Annotated in this window: 14 protein-coding genes; 8 read left to right on the forward strand and 6 right to left on the reverse strand. The window is 62.6% G+C overall.

The features are described from left to right. Positions 1-34 precede the first annotated feature (34 nt). The 5 genes from B2S33_RS06720 to B2S33_RS06740 form a co-directional block, all read right to left on the reverse strand. Positions 35-1,435: a M16 family metallopeptidase gene (locus B2S33_RS06720; RefSeq protein WP_288650085.1), complete on the reverse strand. Its 1,401-nt coding sequence runs from the start codon at positions 1,433-1,435 to the stop codon at positions 35-37. After that, the gene (locus B2S33_RS06725) at positions 1,432-2,775 is read right to left on the reverse strand and encodes a M16 family metallopeptidase (RefSeq protein ID WP_049695317.1); all 1,344 of its coding nucleotides are present in this window, start codon (positions 2,773-2,775) and stop codon (positions 1,432-1,434) included. The genes B2S33_RS06720 and B2S33_RS06725 overlap by 4 nt, the downstream gene beginning before the upstream one ends. A gap of 70 nt (positions 2,776-2,845) precedes the next feature. Further along, the gene (gene rsmD / locus B2S33_RS06730; protein ID WP_027913486.1) at positions 2,846-3,448 is read right to left on the reverse strand and encodes a 16S rRNA (guanine(966)-N(2))-methyltransferase RsmD; all 603 of its coding nucleotides are present in this window, start codon (positions 3,446-3,448) and stop codon (positions 2,846-2,848) included. Beyond that, positions 3,448-4,893 (reverse strand): M16 family metallopeptidase, encoded by a 1,446-nt coding sequence (locus tag B2S33_RS06735; RefSeq protein WP_392517049.1) that lies wholly within the window; start codon positions 4,891-4,893, stop codon positions 3,448-3,450. Before B2S33_RS06735 ends, rsmD begins: the two co-directional genes overlap by 1 nt. Before the next feature lie 37 nt (positions 4,894-4,930). Next, entirely contained in the window at positions 4,931-6,286 is a 1,356-nt protein-coding gene (locus tag B2S33_RS06740) for a M16 family metallopeptidase (RefSeq protein ID WP_027913488.1), read from the reverse strand. A 230-nt stretch (positions 6,287-6,516) separates the two neighbouring features. On the opposite strand from B2S33_RS06740, the gene ftsY reads away from it, so the two are divergent. The 4 genes from ftsY to rpoH all read left to right on the forward strand — a co-directional run bounded on the left by ftsY (position 6,517) and on the right by rpoH (position 10,682). After that, the gene (ftsY, locus tag B2S33_RS06745) at positions 6,517-8,016 is read left to right on the forward strand and encodes a signal recognition particle-docking protein FtsY (RefSeq protein WP_049695318.1); all 1,500 of its coding nucleotides are present in this window, start codon (positions 6,517-6,519) and stop codon (positions 8,014-8,016) included. Positions 8,017-8,018: 2 nt separating this feature from the next. Then, on the forward strand, positions 8,019-8,690 hold the full coding sequence (gene ftsE / locus B2S33_RS06750; protein ID WP_023532835.1) for a cell division ATP-binding protein FtsE: 672 nt from the start codon (positions 8,019-8,021) through the stop codon (positions 8,688-8,690). Continuing rightward, on the forward strand, positions 8,687-9,715 hold the full coding sequence (ftsX, locus tag B2S33_RS06755) for a permease-like cell division protein FtsX (protein WP_027913490.1): 1,029 nt from the start codon (positions 8,687-8,689) through the stop codon (positions 9,713-9,715). Before ftsE ends, ftsX begins: the two co-directional genes overlap by 4 nt. Positions 9,716-9,827: 112 nt before the next feature. Beyond that, the gene (rpoH, locus tag B2S33_RS06760) at positions 9,828-10,682 is read left to right on the forward strand and encodes an RNA polymerase sigma factor RpoH (RefSeq protein ID WP_023532728.1); all 855 of its coding nucleotides are present in this window, start codon (positions 9,828-9,830) and stop codon (positions 10,680-10,682) included. An 81-nt stretch (positions 10,683-10,763) separates the two neighbouring features. Here the strand turns inward: rpoH and mtgA are convergent, their stop codons facing one another. Next, on the reverse strand, positions 10,764-11,474 hold the full coding sequence (gene mtgA, locus B2S33_RS06765; protein WP_049695319.1) for a monofunctional biosynthetic peptidoglycan transglycosylase: 711 nt from the start codon (positions 11,472-11,474) through the stop codon (positions 10,764-10,766). Positions 11,475-11,537: 63 nt separating this feature from the next. Between mtgA and B2S33_RS06770 the strand changes: the two genes are divergently transcribed. From B2S33_RS06770 to trmB, 4 genes are all read left to right on the forward strand, one after another. After that, positions 11,538-11,909, forward strand: a complete 372-nt coding sequence (locus B2S33_RS06770) for a DUF423 domain-containing protein (protein ID WP_027913492.1) — start codon at positions 11,538-11,540, stop codon at positions 11,907-11,909. A 102-nt stretch (positions 11,910-12,011) separates the two neighbouring features. Next, entirely contained in the window at positions 12,012-12,212 is a 201-nt protein-coding gene (gene thiS, locus B2S33_RS06775) for a sulfur carrier protein ThiS (protein WP_033728350.1), read from the forward strand. A gap of 53 nt (positions 12,213-12,265) precedes the next feature. Next, positions 12,266-13,060 carry a thiazole synthase gene (locus B2S33_RS06780; protein WP_023532295.1) on the forward strand — a complete coding sequence of 265 codons (795 nt, stop codon included), beginning with the start codon at positions 12,266-12,268 and terminating at the stop codon, positions 13,058-13,060. Between the two features lie 9 nt (positions 13,061-13,069). Continuing rightward, positions 13,070-13,792 carry a tRNA (guanosine(46)-N7)-methyltransferase TrmB gene (gene trmB / locus B2S33_RS06785; RefSeq protein ID WP_028686691.1) on the forward strand — a complete coding sequence of 241 codons (723 nt, stop codon included), beginning with the start codon at positions 13,070-13,072 and terminating at the stop codon, positions 13,790-13,792. The last annotated feature ends 77 nt before the right edge of the window (positions 13,793-13,869 follow it).

A 13,869-nucleotide genomic window follows, 5' to 3' on the forward strand; every position in this document is an offset into this window, starting at 1 on the left:
CAGCCTTCACTGACTCGCCTTACCCCGTGCTCGCCTATCGCTGGGCTGGCTCCGGCGCAGGCAAGGGGGACTGCTCAGCGTCGGGGCCGAGGGTGACGAATACCTGAGGTGCCTTTCGCCACCACACCTGCGCCACTTCACGAAGGTATGCAGGGGTCAATGAAGCAAGCCTGTCCAGATGGGTGGTCAGGTAATCGGCGGGCAAGCCCTGATGGCTGTGCGTGGCCAATGTCGCTGCCAGATGTGCGCTGTCGGCCAGTTGGCGGTGCAGCCGGGCAGCGATCTGATTGACGGCCATGTCGCACTCGACCTGAGTTGGCCCACGTGTGTGCAGGCAGTCCAGCATCCCTGCGACCAGTGCATGTGAAGCTTCCCGGTATTGGGGGGCGACGTCCCAGTGTATGTGCAGCAGTGTTCCAGCATCCAAGTGCCTGAGTTTGGTGGTGACCGTGTAGGTCAGCCCTCGCAGATGGCGCAGTTCCTGAGGCAAGCGCGCTTCGTGGTTGCCGCCCAGAATCTCGGTCAGCAACTCCAGTGCAGCATAGACCGGGTCGCTGGGTAGCACAGGAACGGCCACTGTCAGCATTGCCTGAGTTGCACTGCCAGGGTGCGTGATATGGTGTGACAGCGGCGACTGCTCAGCCAGCATGGACGGCGGCTGCGCTGCCCACTGCTGCGGCAAATCACGTGTCAGGTCATTGACCAGTTGCTCTGCGTCGTCCCGGCTAAGGTCGCCGACCAGCCCTATGTCGAGGTTATTGGCCGAGTAGGCCTTTGCATGAAAAGCCCGCACTTGGTCAGTGGTCAAGGGGCCGATGATCCCAGCATCGGCGTGCGACGCGTACGGATGGCCGCTGAAGACATGACCGGTGGTTGTATTGATCAGGCGTGCCAGCGGATTGAGTTTTTGCCGGCCTTGGTAGAGCGCTATTCGATCACGTATCTTCGTAACGTCCTCTGGGCGAAACGCAGGGCGAGCCAGCATCTGCGCCAGCGTTTGCGAAACTGCTCGCAGCAAACCGGGTGTGCTCAGGCACCTTAGCGTGATCGTGGCTTTTTCTTCGCTCAACGAGCGTCCCACGATGGCGCCCCTTGCAGTCATTTGCTCGGCAAATTGCGCCGCGCTCAGGGTTGCCGTGCCCTGATCAAGGCTGTAGAGCGTCAGCGCGGCCAGCCCTGGGTGATCGCCATCAAGTGCGCTACCTGCCCGGAATCGCAGCACCAGATCAATCATGGGGCGATCATGCGTAGCCATGAAACTGACCTTCGTGCCTTGCGCCGTCTCCCACCGCTCAGCCGTGGCCAGGAGTGCAGGAGGCTGGTCGAGTTCGACACGCTGGGTCGAGCTCAGCCTTGCCATCGCTTGCCGCGCCGTATCGATGGCAGGCCCTTGGCACAGCACAGGTGCTGGTTGGCGTATCTGATCGTCGTTCATGCTTGCGCTCCTGGTAGAAGAGAGGTGGTGGTCAGCCGCTCACGCCCCAGATAAGTGCGCGCTACCTGCTGCACCTGAGCACTGTCGATGATCGATATCAGGCGCGCATGTTCGTCGATCAGGCTTGCTGGTTGCCCTGTCGCGGCCATGGCGCCGATTTGCGAAGCTTGGGCCGTTGCGCTGTCGAGAGAGAAAAGCTGGCGGGCGAGCAGTCGCAGCTTTATCTGCTGCAACTGTTCAGCCGACAAGGCTTCGGTTTGCAAGCGTGCTATCTGCTCATAAGTCGCTTCAGTAGCTTGTTCGAGGGTCGCATTCAGTGTGTTCACGTAGGCTGAGAAGGTGATTACGGTGTCGCCACGTACAAGGGGGTCATAGGTTGCGGCAACGCCTGTCAGCAGGCCCCGTCCCCTGACAAGTTCGGCATACAGCCAAGCGCTGGAGCCCTCGGCCAGCACTTCACAGATCAGCTCGAGGGTTTTGCTCGTGAGTGCATCGTTGGCTGTGGCACAACTGGGGACGTTGAAGGACATCAGCAGGCCATGGCTAAGGCCGGGCAAGCTAACGGCCTGGCTGCGTTCCGCCATTGGAGCGTCTGAGCGGGGAAAAGGCGAGTCTGGCAGCTGACCGCGCTCCAGGTGCGCGAAGTACGTTTCGACCTGCTGTTTCAACGTTTCCAGTTCCACGTTGCCCACCACGACGAGCGTGGCGTTGTTAGGCCGGTAGCGGGTGGTGTACCACTGCCGCAGCGTTGGCAGGTCGATGTTCTGTAGATCTATCGCCGAACCGAAGCTTGGGGTCGCATACGGGCTGCTGCCGTGAGCCAGGGCCAAGTGACGGTCGTAGGCTTGCTGGATGGGCTGGGCGTCTACTTTCAGGCGTCGTTCGTCAGCGATCGCCTTGGCGCCTCGTGCCAACTCGGGCAACCCGAATGTGGCCGTGTCCATGGCATCTGCCAACAGTTCGAGCGCAACGGGCAGGCGCGATGCAGGCAACAACATGTCGAAAGAGGTGGCATCGAGGAGAGTACTGGCATTGGCCTGTCCCGCAAGGCGGGCAACGACTTTCGCGTACTGCCCAGGCTCAAGCTTGCGGCTGCCTTCGAAGATGACGTGTTCGAGCAAGTGCGAGAGGTTCGTCTGCCCTGCTGGCTCGTGACGGGTACCGACGTTGTACCAGAGCTGGACGGCGGCGAGGGCATTTCGGCTCTGCTGTCTCAGGTAGACGGACAGGCCGTTTTCAAGCGTGAAATGCTGCACAGGGGAGGGGCTGGCGCCTGCAAGAGAGGCAAGCGCCGCCGAGACATCATCGGCCAGTGAAGGCGCGGAGAGCGATACGGTCATGCTGAGGTGCTCGGATGGCTAGAGACCCGAGCAGCATCAGTCAACGTGGGGCGCCAGCTGCGCTAAATAGTTAGCCCCGTTGCCACAGTGCGTAATGCACCTGTCCGGTTTTCTTCTCCCGGTGCAGTCGCCAGTTGGCAGGTAGCTGCAAGGTCGACGGAGCCGCTTCGCTCTCGGTATATACCCACGCTTGCTCGCTCAGCCACTGGTTCTGTTCGAGCAGGTTGCAGGTGTCTGCCAGCAACTGCTGATGAAAAGGTGGGTCCAGGAATACCAGGTCGAATTGCTTTTTGGCAGGGCCTTGCAGATAGCGCAAGGCATCGGTCTGAAGGATCTGTCCCCGTGGACAGCGCAGGATCTCGAGGTTGTGCTTGAGGTTGGCGATGGCGGCAGAATTGCTGTCCAGTGCCACGGCATCCTCGGCCCCGCGAGACAGGGCCTCCAGTACCAACGCCCCGCTGCCGGTGAAGGCGTCGAGCACGTGCGCGCCCTCGATATAGGGGGCCAGCCAGTTGAAAACCGTCTCGCGTACCCGGTCAGGTGTAGGGCGCAAGCCCTCACCATCGGGCACGGCCAGACGACGGCTGCGCCATTGGCCCGCGATGATGCGCAGGTGGCCCTGGCCCTTGCTCTGGCCCGGTTGCTGGCGGGCGGGAGGGTTGGATCTTGGCATTAGTGCTCCGGTACCCCGAGCGGTTGCCCGGAGGGTTTATCAGTAGGGGCTGGCAGTGGCTTCTGCGGCACCTTCGGACCGACTGTGACGATGACCAGCTTGTCGGCGGACAAATGCTTGTTCATGGCGTCCTTGACCTGTTCGACGGTCAGGGCCTGGGACTGCTGCATGAAGTCTTCCAGCCAGCTCAATGGCAGGTTGTAGAAGCCGATGGCGCCCAGTTGCCCGACGATGCTGGCATTGCTCGCATTGGAAAGCGGGAAGCTTCCAGCCAGCTCGCGCTTGGCATCGTCCAGTTCCTGCTGGGTAGGGCCGCTGCGCAGATAGTCGGCCAGAATACCCTGAACCAGCTTCAATGTCCCTTCGCTGAGTTCGGCGCGGGTTTGCAGGTTGATCATGAACGGGCCGCGCACTTGCATCGGGCTGAAGGCCGAATAGACACCGTAGGTCAGACCGCGCTTTTCACGCACCTCACTCATCAGCCGCGTGCCGAACGCGCCGCCACCGAGGATCTGATTGCCCAGTGACAAGGCTGGCCAATCCTTGTCCTGGCGATCGATACCCAGCTCTGCGAGCATCAGGTGTGTCTGTTGGGACGGAAACTCGATGTGGGTGAAGCCTGCCTTGGGCGCTGTCGGCTGGGCTGGGGCAGGCAAGGCCGGGCCTTTGGGCAGGCCGGCTGAAACCTGCGCGGCAATTGCCTCGGCTTCGCTGCGGTTCAGGTCGCCCACCAGTGCAATGACGGCATTGCCCGGTGTGTAAGCCTTGGCATGAAACGCACGCAACTGCTCAAGGGTAATGCCGGTGATGCTTTGCGGTGTCCCATCGCTGGGATGCGCATAAGGGTGTTCGCCGTACAGGTGGGTGAACAGCGTCTTGCCTGCAAGCTTGCCGGGGTTCTGCTTATCGTACTCGAAGCCGGCCAGCATCTGGTTCTTGAGCCGTTTGAGCGCCTCGTCCGGGAAGGTGGGCTTGCCTGTGACCTCGGTAAACAGCTTCAAGGCCGGTTCGCGCTTGTCCTTGGCACTGAGGCTACGTAGCGAAGCGACGGCCATGTCGCGGTACGAGCCGTTGGCGAAATCCGCCCCAAGGCTCTCGAAGCCTTGGGCGATGGCAGTCACATCCTTGCCCTTTACGCCTTCGTTGAGCATGGCGTTGGTCAGGGCCGCCAGGCCTGGTGTGTCACCGTCCTGGCTGCTGCCGGCGGCGAAGGTCACGCGCAGGTCGAACATCGGGAGCTCGCGGGCCTCGACGAACAGCACCCGCGCGCCTTCAGCCGTATTCCAGTGCTGGATGTTCAGCTGGCGGGTAGTGGGCGCCTTGCCGTCAAGCTCGGCCAGGGACTGTAAAGTGTTGGCCTGCCGGGCTTGTGCATTGCCAGCCTTGGCAGCGTCCTCGGCCAGTGCCGGTACGGCCAGTGCAGCCGTCAATGCCCAAGTACAGATAGCCGTAGCCAGCCAGTGGGGACGATGCAAGCGACGGTCACTCATGAGCGGACTCCTCGGGCAGAACATGGGCAACGCTCAGGCGTTCGCGGGTGAAATAGGTACGGGCAGCTTGCTGGATGTCCTGAGGGGTAACGCGCTTGAGTTCGTCCAGCTCGCTGTCGATCAACTTCCAGGACAGGCCGACGGTTTCCAGCTGGCCGATGGTGGTTGCCTGGCTGCTGATCGAGTCGCGGTCATACACCAGCCCGGCGATGACCTGGGCGCGCACGCGCTCGAGCTCTTCTGCCGTCGGCGGTGTGGTCTTGAGTTCATCCAGCAGTTGCCAGATGCCCTTTTCCACGTCTGCCAGGGTTTTTTGTTTCTGCACGTTGGGCGTGGCTGAAATCAGGAACAGGCTGTCGCCGCGCGTGAAGGCGTTGTAGCTGGACGAGGCCCCGGCCACCAGCTCCTGCCCGCGCTCCAGTCGTGCGGGCATGCGTGCACTGTAGCCGCCATCGAGCAAGGCCGAGATCAGGCGCAAGGCATGCACCGTGCGAGGGTCCTGGGCCGTGGGCAGGCCAGGTACGTTGAAGCCGTAGATCAGGCTCGGCAGCTGGGTGCGCACGTGCAGGGTCAGCTGTCGCTGGCCGGGCTCTGCCAGCTCCAGCGGCAGCTTGGCCGCAGGTGTGTCCCGGCGAGGAATAGCGCCGAAGTACTTCTGGGCCAGGCCCTTGACCTCGTCGGCGGTAACATCGCCCACCACCACGAGCGTGGCGTTGTTGGGTGCGTACCACGAGGTGTACCAGTGGCGCAGCTCCTCGACTTTCATGCGCTCCAGGTCAGCCATCCAGCCGATGGTTGGGGTGTGGTAGCCGCTGGCCGGGTAGGCCATGGCACGAAACAGCTCGAACGCCTTGGCATTGGGCTGGTCGTCGGTGCGCAGGCGGCGCTCTTCCTTGATGACCTCGATTTCACGGCTGAACTCGTCGGCCGGCAGACGCAGGCTGGCCAGGCGATCGGCCTCCAGCTCGAAGGCGACCGGCAAGCGATCGCGCGCCAGCACCTGATAGTAGGCGGTGTAGTCGTCGCTGGTGAACGCGTTCTCTTCGGCGCCCAGATCCCGCAGGATGCGCGAGGCTTCGCCAGGGCCGACCTTGGCACTGCCCTTGAACATCATGTGCTCGAGCGCATGCGAAAGGCCGGTCTGGCCAGGCGTCTCGTAGCTGGAGCCGACCTTGTACCAGATCTGCGAGACCACCACCGGGGCGCGATGGTCTTCGCGCACGACCACTTTGAGGCCGTTATCCAGGATGAATTCGTGAGTGGGTTGCACATCGGCGGCGAAGGCCGCAAGCGGGAGGCACAGCGTGCCGAGCAACAGGCCAGCGGCGCGGCGGGCTAGAGCATTCATACGGTGTTTAACCTGTTCGGCGGCCCGCTGGGTTTAGCGTCGGCAGGCCAGGAGGTGCTAGGATACTGATCCGGTTGCCTGGCGACCATGCCTGTCGCCGTTCTGGCCTGCAGGACATCAAGACAAAACGTTGCGCATGAACCAGCCGGCTTCTAGATAGTCTGTTCTGCGTAGAAAGAATTCCTGATGCGCCCTAGCGGGCCATCGCTACCCTGAGATAGCCGTCTTCCATGTTTGGTTCCAACGACGACAAAAAAGCGCCGGCCGAGGCTGGCGAGAAGAAAGGCCTGTTCGGCTGGTTCCGCAAGAAGCCGCAGCCACCTGCGCAAGCGGACGTGCCGACGGAAAAATCCCCTGCTGTCCAAGCGCCCGCGCCAGCGACACCCGATCAAACGGATGGGCCTGCACCGCTGGCCGAGCAAGCTGCCCCGGCCGTAGCGCCGACTGCGGAGCCGACACCCCCAGTTCAGGTGACGCCTGCGCCCTTGCCCGAGGTCGCTGTGCCCGTGGCACCCGCGCCGGTCGCCGACCCTGCACCACACGTGCCTGCACCTGCACCTGCACCAACGCCTGCTGCTGTGCCTGAAGTGGAAGTTCCTGCCCCCGTGAGCAACCTGGTGCTGCCGGTTGCAGAAGAACCCGTGGCGCTGGTGCCCGATCTGCAAGCCAAGGCGCCACCAGTGATTCCGGATCGCCCGGCGCCTGCGCCGGCAGTCCAGCCCGTTGCAGAGCCGGCCAAGGTCGATTTGCACATCGAGGCCGAGGCTGCCCCGTCCGTCGAAGCCGCTCAGTCCGAGCCTGTGAAAGCAGGCTTTTTCGCCCGCCTCAAGCAGGGGTTGTCCAAGACCAGCGCCAGCATTGGCGAAGGCATGGCCAGCCTGTTCCTGGGCAAGAAAGTCATCGATGACGATTTGCTCGACGAGATCGAGACCCGCCTGCTGACCGCCGACGTCGGCGTGGAGGCCACGTCCACCATCGTTCAGAACCTGACGCAGAAGGTGGCCCGCAAGCAGCTGGCCGACGCCGACGCGCTGTACAAGTCCTTGCAGGAAGAGCTGGCCGCGTTGCTCAGGCCTGTCGAGCAGCCGATGGTCGTGGCGGCGCAGAACAAGCCTTATGTGATCCTGGTGGTAGGCGTCAATGGCGCCGGCAAGACCACCACCATCGGCAAGCTGGCCAAGAAGCTGCAGATGGAAGGCAAGAAAGTGATGCTGGCTGCAGGCGATACCTTCCGGGCCGCAGCGGTCGAGCAGTTGCAGGTGTGGGGTGAGCGTAACCGCATCCCGGTGATCGCGCAGCACACTGGCGCCGACTCCGCCTCGGTGATCTTCGACGCGGTGCAGGCAGCCAAGGCCAGGGGCGTGGATGTGCTGATCGCCGACACTGCCGGGCGCCTGCACACCAAGGACAACCTGATGGAGGAGCTGAAGAAGGTCCGCCGCGTCATCGGCAAGCTCGATCCCGATGCGCCGCACGAAGTGCTGCTGGTGCTCGACGCCGGTACCGGCCAGAACGCCATCAGCCAGGCCAAGTATTTCCACCAGAGCGTGGAGCTGACCGGTCTTGCGCTCACCAAGCTCGACGGTACCGCCAAGGGTGGTGTCATCTTCGCCCTGGCCAAGCAATTCAAGCTGCCTATCCGGTTCATCGGTGTCGGTGAAGGGATCGATGACCTGCGCACCTTTGAAGCCGAGCCGTTCGTCAAGGCCCTGTTCGCCGAGCGAGACTGACCATGATTCGATTCGAACAGGTTGCCAAGCGCTACCCCAACGGCCATGTGGGGCTGCACGAGCTGAGTTTCCGGGCGCGTCGGGGCGAATTCCTGTTCGTCACCGGGCATTCGGGTGCAGGTAAAAGTACGCTGCTGCGCCTGCTGCTGGCCATGGAGCGTCCCACCAGCGGCAAACTGATGCTGGCCGGGCAGGACCTGGGTCAGATCAGCAATTCGCAGATCCCGTTCCTGCGCCGCCAGATAGGCGTGGTGTTCCAGAACCACCAGTTGCTGTTCGACCGCACGGTCTTCAACAACATTGCCTTGCCCCTGCAGATACTGGGCTTGTCCAAGGCCGAGATCGCCAAGCGCGTGGACTCGGCGCTGGAGCGGGTGTCTCTGGTCGACAAAGGCGAGTTGTACCCTGCCGACTTGTCGACCGGCCAACAGCAGCGCGTGGGTATCGCCCGCGCCATCGTGCACCAGCCAGCCTTGCTGCTGGCCGACGAGCCAACCGGCAACCTCGACCCGCGCCTGGCCGCAGAGATCATGGGTGTTTTCGAAGACATCAACCGACTGGGCACAACGGTCTTGATCGCTAGCCACGACCTGGCCCTGATCGCGCGCATGCGTCACCGCATGTTGACCTTGCAGCGCGGCCGTTTGATCGGCGACGGGGAGGCCGGACAATGAGCACCACACGTTCACCAAAAGTTTCCGAGCGCGTCGCGCCCAAGCCTGCCGACCCCCAGCCTGCCAAGAAGCGTGGTGCAGGCGCCGACGATGACGGCCCGGACCTGCGTACTCTTATGCACGCCTGGCTTGAAAGCCATCGCGCCAGCCTGGCGGACAGCTTGCGGCGACTGGGCAAGCAACCCATTGGCAGCTTCTTCACCTGCATGGTGATGGCCGTGGCGCTGAGCATGCCCATGGGGCTGTCATTGCTGCTCAAGAACGTCGAGCAATTGGGCGGGTCCTGGCAGCGCGCCGCGCAAATCTCCCTGTACCTCAAGCTCGATGCCAACAGCCGTGACGGCGAGGCGTTGCGCGATGAAATCAAGGGCATGCCGGGCGTAGCAGAGGCGCAGTATGTGAGTCGCGAGCAGGCACTGCAGGAGTTCCAGCAGCAATCGGGCCTCGGCGAGGCGCTGCGAGAGTTGCCCGACAACCCACTGCCCGGCGTGGTCGTGGTGACCCCGACCGAAGTCGACAAGCCGGCTCTGGAAGCGCTGCGTCAGCGCCTGTCCGAGTTGCCGCGCGTCGATGTGGCGCAGCTGGACCTGGTATGGGTCGAGCGACTGGCGGCCATCCTCAAACTTGGGGACCGGTTCGTATTCGGGCTGGCCGTCATGCTGATTTCCGCGCTGCTCTTAGTAATTGGTAACACAATTCGTCTACATATCGAGAACCGCCGTGTCGAGATCGAGGTGATCAAGCTGGTGGGGGGCACCGATGCCTACGTACGCCGGCCTTTCCTGTACATGGGGGCCTTGTACGGCCTGGGTGCGGGCCTGTTGGCCTGGGCTATCCTGGCGTTTGGCCTAGGGTGGCTGAACGAGGCCGTGGTGAGCCTTTCTGGTCTGTATGGCAGCGATTTTGCCTTGGGTGGCGTACCGGCCTCCGATGGTCTTTCGCTCTTGATCGGAGCGGTGCTGTTGGGGTATATCGGTGCATGGATTGCAGTCGCCCGCCACTTGAACGAGCTGGCGCCGCGATAGTTTTTATTTGCCAGCATTGGCCTGGGCGCGCCCGTTGGAACTTGTACCTGGGCCCCAGGTCTATGTAGGCAGCGCCTGAAAAGCGCAAGTTCAGTAAGTCGGAGGTTCTTTAATGACCACATCGTTGCAACCTGCGTATGCCCTGGTACCCGGTGCAAACCTGGAGTCCTACGTGCATACGGTCAACAGCATCCCGCTGCTGACTGTCGAGCAGGAGCGGGATCTGGCTGAGCGTCTCTATTACGAGCAGGACCTCGAAGCTGCTCGGCAAATGGTAATGGCCCACCTGCGGTTCGTCGTGCACATCGCCCGCAGCTATGCCGGTTATGGGCTGGCCCAGGCCGACCTGATCCAGGAAGGCAACGTCGGCCTGATGAAGGCCGTCAAGCGCTTCAACCCGGAAATGGGCGTGCGCCTGGTGTCGTTCGCCGTGCACTGGATCAAGGCCGAAATCCACGAGTTCATCCTGCGCAACTGGCGCATCGTCAAGGTGGCGACCACCAAGGCTCAGCGCAAGCTGTTCTTCAACCTGCGCAGCCAGAAAAAGCGTCTGGCCTGGTTGAACAACGACGAAGTGCATCGGGTTGCCGAAAGCCTGGGGGTCGAGCCTCGTGAAGTACGCGAGATGGAAAGCCGTCTGAGCGGTCACGACATGGCGTTCGATCCGGCGGCCGAAGCCGACGACGATAGTGCCTTCCAGTCGCCAGCGCATTACCTGGAAGACCACCGTTACGACCCGGCGGTACAACTTGAAGATGCAGACTGGAGCGACAACTCCACCAGCAACCTTCATGAAGCCCTGCAGGGCCTGGATGACCGTAGCCGGGATATTCTGTACCAGCGCTGGTTGGCCGAAGAGAAAGCCACCCTGCATGAGCTGGCCGAGAAATACAGCGTGTCGGCCGAGCGTATTCGCCAGCTGGAGAAGAACGCGATGAACAAGGTCAAGGCCTTGATCGCTGCCTGATCGTTCTCTGTTCGACAAAAAGCCGCTGCCCTGCAAGGGGATAGCGGCTTTTTCATGCCTGCTCTGTATGCGGTGACAGGCTCATGGCCTGCGTGATGTGTCCAGTTGCATCAGGTAGCTGGGCCCGCCCAGCTGGCTCATCTGGCGGCGAATCCAGCCCGCGCGGCTGGCTACGTAGGTGCTTGGCTTGCCAGCATTCCACTTGAGGGGGCTGGGCAGCACGGCGGCCAGTTGTGCGGCTTGCTGCCGGCTGAGCTGACTGGCTTCCACGCCAAAGTGATAGCGAGCGGCTGCCTGGGCACCGAATACCCCTTGGCCCCACTCGGCACTGTTGAGGTAGACCTCGAGAATGCGCTGCTTGGTCCAGAACAGCTCCATCAAGCCAGTGAACCATGCTTCCAGACCCTTGCGCAGCCAGCTGCGCCCTGGCCACAGGAACAGGTTTTTGGCCACCTGTTGGGTCAGGGTGCTGGCGCCGCGCACGTTACCGCCACGCTCGTTGAAGGCCAGGGCTGCCTGGATGGCGGGTATGTCGAAGCCCCAGTGGCTGGCAAATTTCTGGTCTTCACCGGCAATGACAGCCACTTTGAGGTCATCGGAGATATGGTCCCAACTCACCCATTCGCGCTGCAGGTCAATCGGTTCGCCGCTTACCCATGATTGCACCTTGCGCTCGAGCATCAATGCCGTGCCGGGCGGGGGTACCCAGCGAAACACCAGGACCAGCACGATACTCACGGCGGCAAACCAGAGCAGAGCGCGCAGAAGACGTCGGAGAAGGTTTCGCAGCATAGGGTGGCTTGGCCGGACGTTGGGGAAGGGCCATTATACAGACCCGATTCGAGGAGTCGTCCCATGCTTCGCAGCTTCCTGATGCTTGCCGCTTTTTTCGGTTTTACCGGCGTGGCCCTGGGCGCCTTTGCAGCCCACGGCCTGAAAAATCGACTCAGCGCTGACTACCTGGCTATTTTCCACACCGGAGTCACCTACCAACTGGTTCACGCGCTGGCGCTGTTTGGCGTGGCATTGCTGGCGGTCCATCTGCCTGGCCGGCTGGTGGGTTGGGCCGGTTATCTGTTCGTGCTGGGTATCGTGCTGTTCTCCGGCAGCCTGTACCTGCTGACACTGACGGGCATCAGCAAGCTGGGCATGATCACGCCCATCGGCGGCCTGTGCTTCCTGGCAGGGTGGCTCTGCCTAGGGCTCGCCGCATGGCGACTGGGCTGACCGCCCAGTCCACATTAACGACTAATGGCGTGCGGTGGCCTTGGGTTGCGCGGCCTTTCGGCGCTAGAATGCGGGCCCCAAAGAACAATGGTGGCCGTGAGCATGCGTATCCAACTGAACGGTGAACCCTACGAATTGCCTGCTGGCGAAAGCGTCGCCGGGTTACTGGCACGCCTTGAGCTGGCTGGCCGCCGCGTGGCGGTTGAGCTGAATCAGGACATCGTGCCGCGCAGTCAGCATGACACCACCGCGCTGAGCGATGGCGACCAGGTCGAAGTGGTGCACGCCATCGGTGGCGGCTGACCGCTGTCGGCAACCCAACCGCAGGCCCAGCAACCTTTTCCCGAGGAACAACGATGAGCAACGTTCGCAGCGACAAGCCCTTCACCCTGGCCGGGCGCACCTTCCAGTCGCGCCTGCTGGTAGGCACCGGCAAGTACCGTGACATGGAGCAAACCCGCCAGGCCATCGAGGCCTCGGGTGCCGAGATCGTGACTGTCGCGGTGCGCCGCACGAACATTGGTCAGAACCCGGGCGAGCCGAACCTGCTGGACGTACTGCCGCCGGACCGCTACACCATTCTGCCCAATACTGCCGGCTGCTATGACGCCGTCGAGGCGGTGCGCACCTGCCGTCTGGCCAGGGAGCTGCTCGATGGGCACAACCTGGTCAAGCTGGAAGTGCTGGCCGACCAGAAAACCCTGTTCCCCAACGTGATCGAAACCCTCAAGGCCGCCGAAGTGCTCGTCAAGGATGGCTTCGACGTGATGGTCTACACCAGCGACGACCCGATCATCGCCCGCCAGCTGGCCGAAGCCGGCTGTATCGCCGTCATGCCCCTGGCTGGCCTGATCGGTACGGGGCTTGGCATCTGCAATCCTTACAACCTGCAGATCATCCTCGAAGAATCCAAGGTACCGGTACTGGTGGATGCTGGCGTAGGCACTGCCTCCGACGCCACCATCGCCATGGAAATGGGCTGCGAGGCGGTACTGATGAACTCGGCCATCGCCCATGCCCAGCAACCGGTACTGATGGCCGAGGCCATGAAGCACGCCATCGTGGCGGGTCGCATGGCATACCTGGCCGGTCGCATGCCCAAGAAACTCTATGCCAGCGCCTCTTCGCCGCTGGATGGTCTGATCAAGTAAGAGCCCCTGATGACTGATTCACAAGATCTGCCGAACGCCGCCGACGGCGACGCCCGCCCGCACCGCCGCATCAAGAGCTTCGTGATGCGTGCCGGGCGCATGACCGAAGGCCAGCAGCGCGGCCTGGACCAGGGTGGGCCGCTGTACGTCCTGCCGCTGGCGGACAGCCCGGTCGACTATGACCAGGTCTTCGGCCGCTCGGCACCGCGCACGCTGGAAATCGGCTTCGGCATGGGTCACTCCCTGTTGGAAATGGCGGCCGCTGCACCTGAGCAGGACTTCATCGGTGTCGAGGTCCATCGCCCAGGCGTAGGAGCACTGCTCAACGGCGTGCTCACCCAAGGGCTGACCAACCTGCGGGTATATGACTGCGATGCCATCGAAGTGTTGAATCGTTGCGTGGCCGACGACAGCCTCGACCGCCTGATGCTGTTCTTCCCCGACCCTTGGCACAAGGCGCGTCACCACAAGCGTCGCATCGTCCAGCTGGAGTTCGCCGAGTTGGTCCGGCGCAAGCTCAAGCCAGGCGGCGTGTTCCACATGGCCACGGACTGGGAACCCTATGCCGAGTACATGCTGGAAGTGATGAATGCAGCCCCTGGCTATCGTAACCAGGCAGCGGACGGTACCTACGTGCCGCGCCCAAGCGAGCGGCCGATCACCAAGTTCGAACGCCGCGGCGAGCGCTTGGGCCATGGTGTGTGGGACCTGAAATTCGAAAAGACCGCGTGAGGCGATGAACCGTACGCTGTGCTGATAGACAAAAAACCGCCTCGAAAGGGCGGTTTTTTTTGGTTGCTGAGCCGCTA

The sequence above is a fragment of the Pseudomonas sp. UBA5568 genome (assembly GCF_002425525.1).
GTDB classification, from domain to species: domain Bacteria; phylum Pseudomonadota; class Gammaproteobacteria; order Pseudomonadales; family Pseudomonadaceae; genus Aquipseudomonas; species Aquipseudomonas fulva.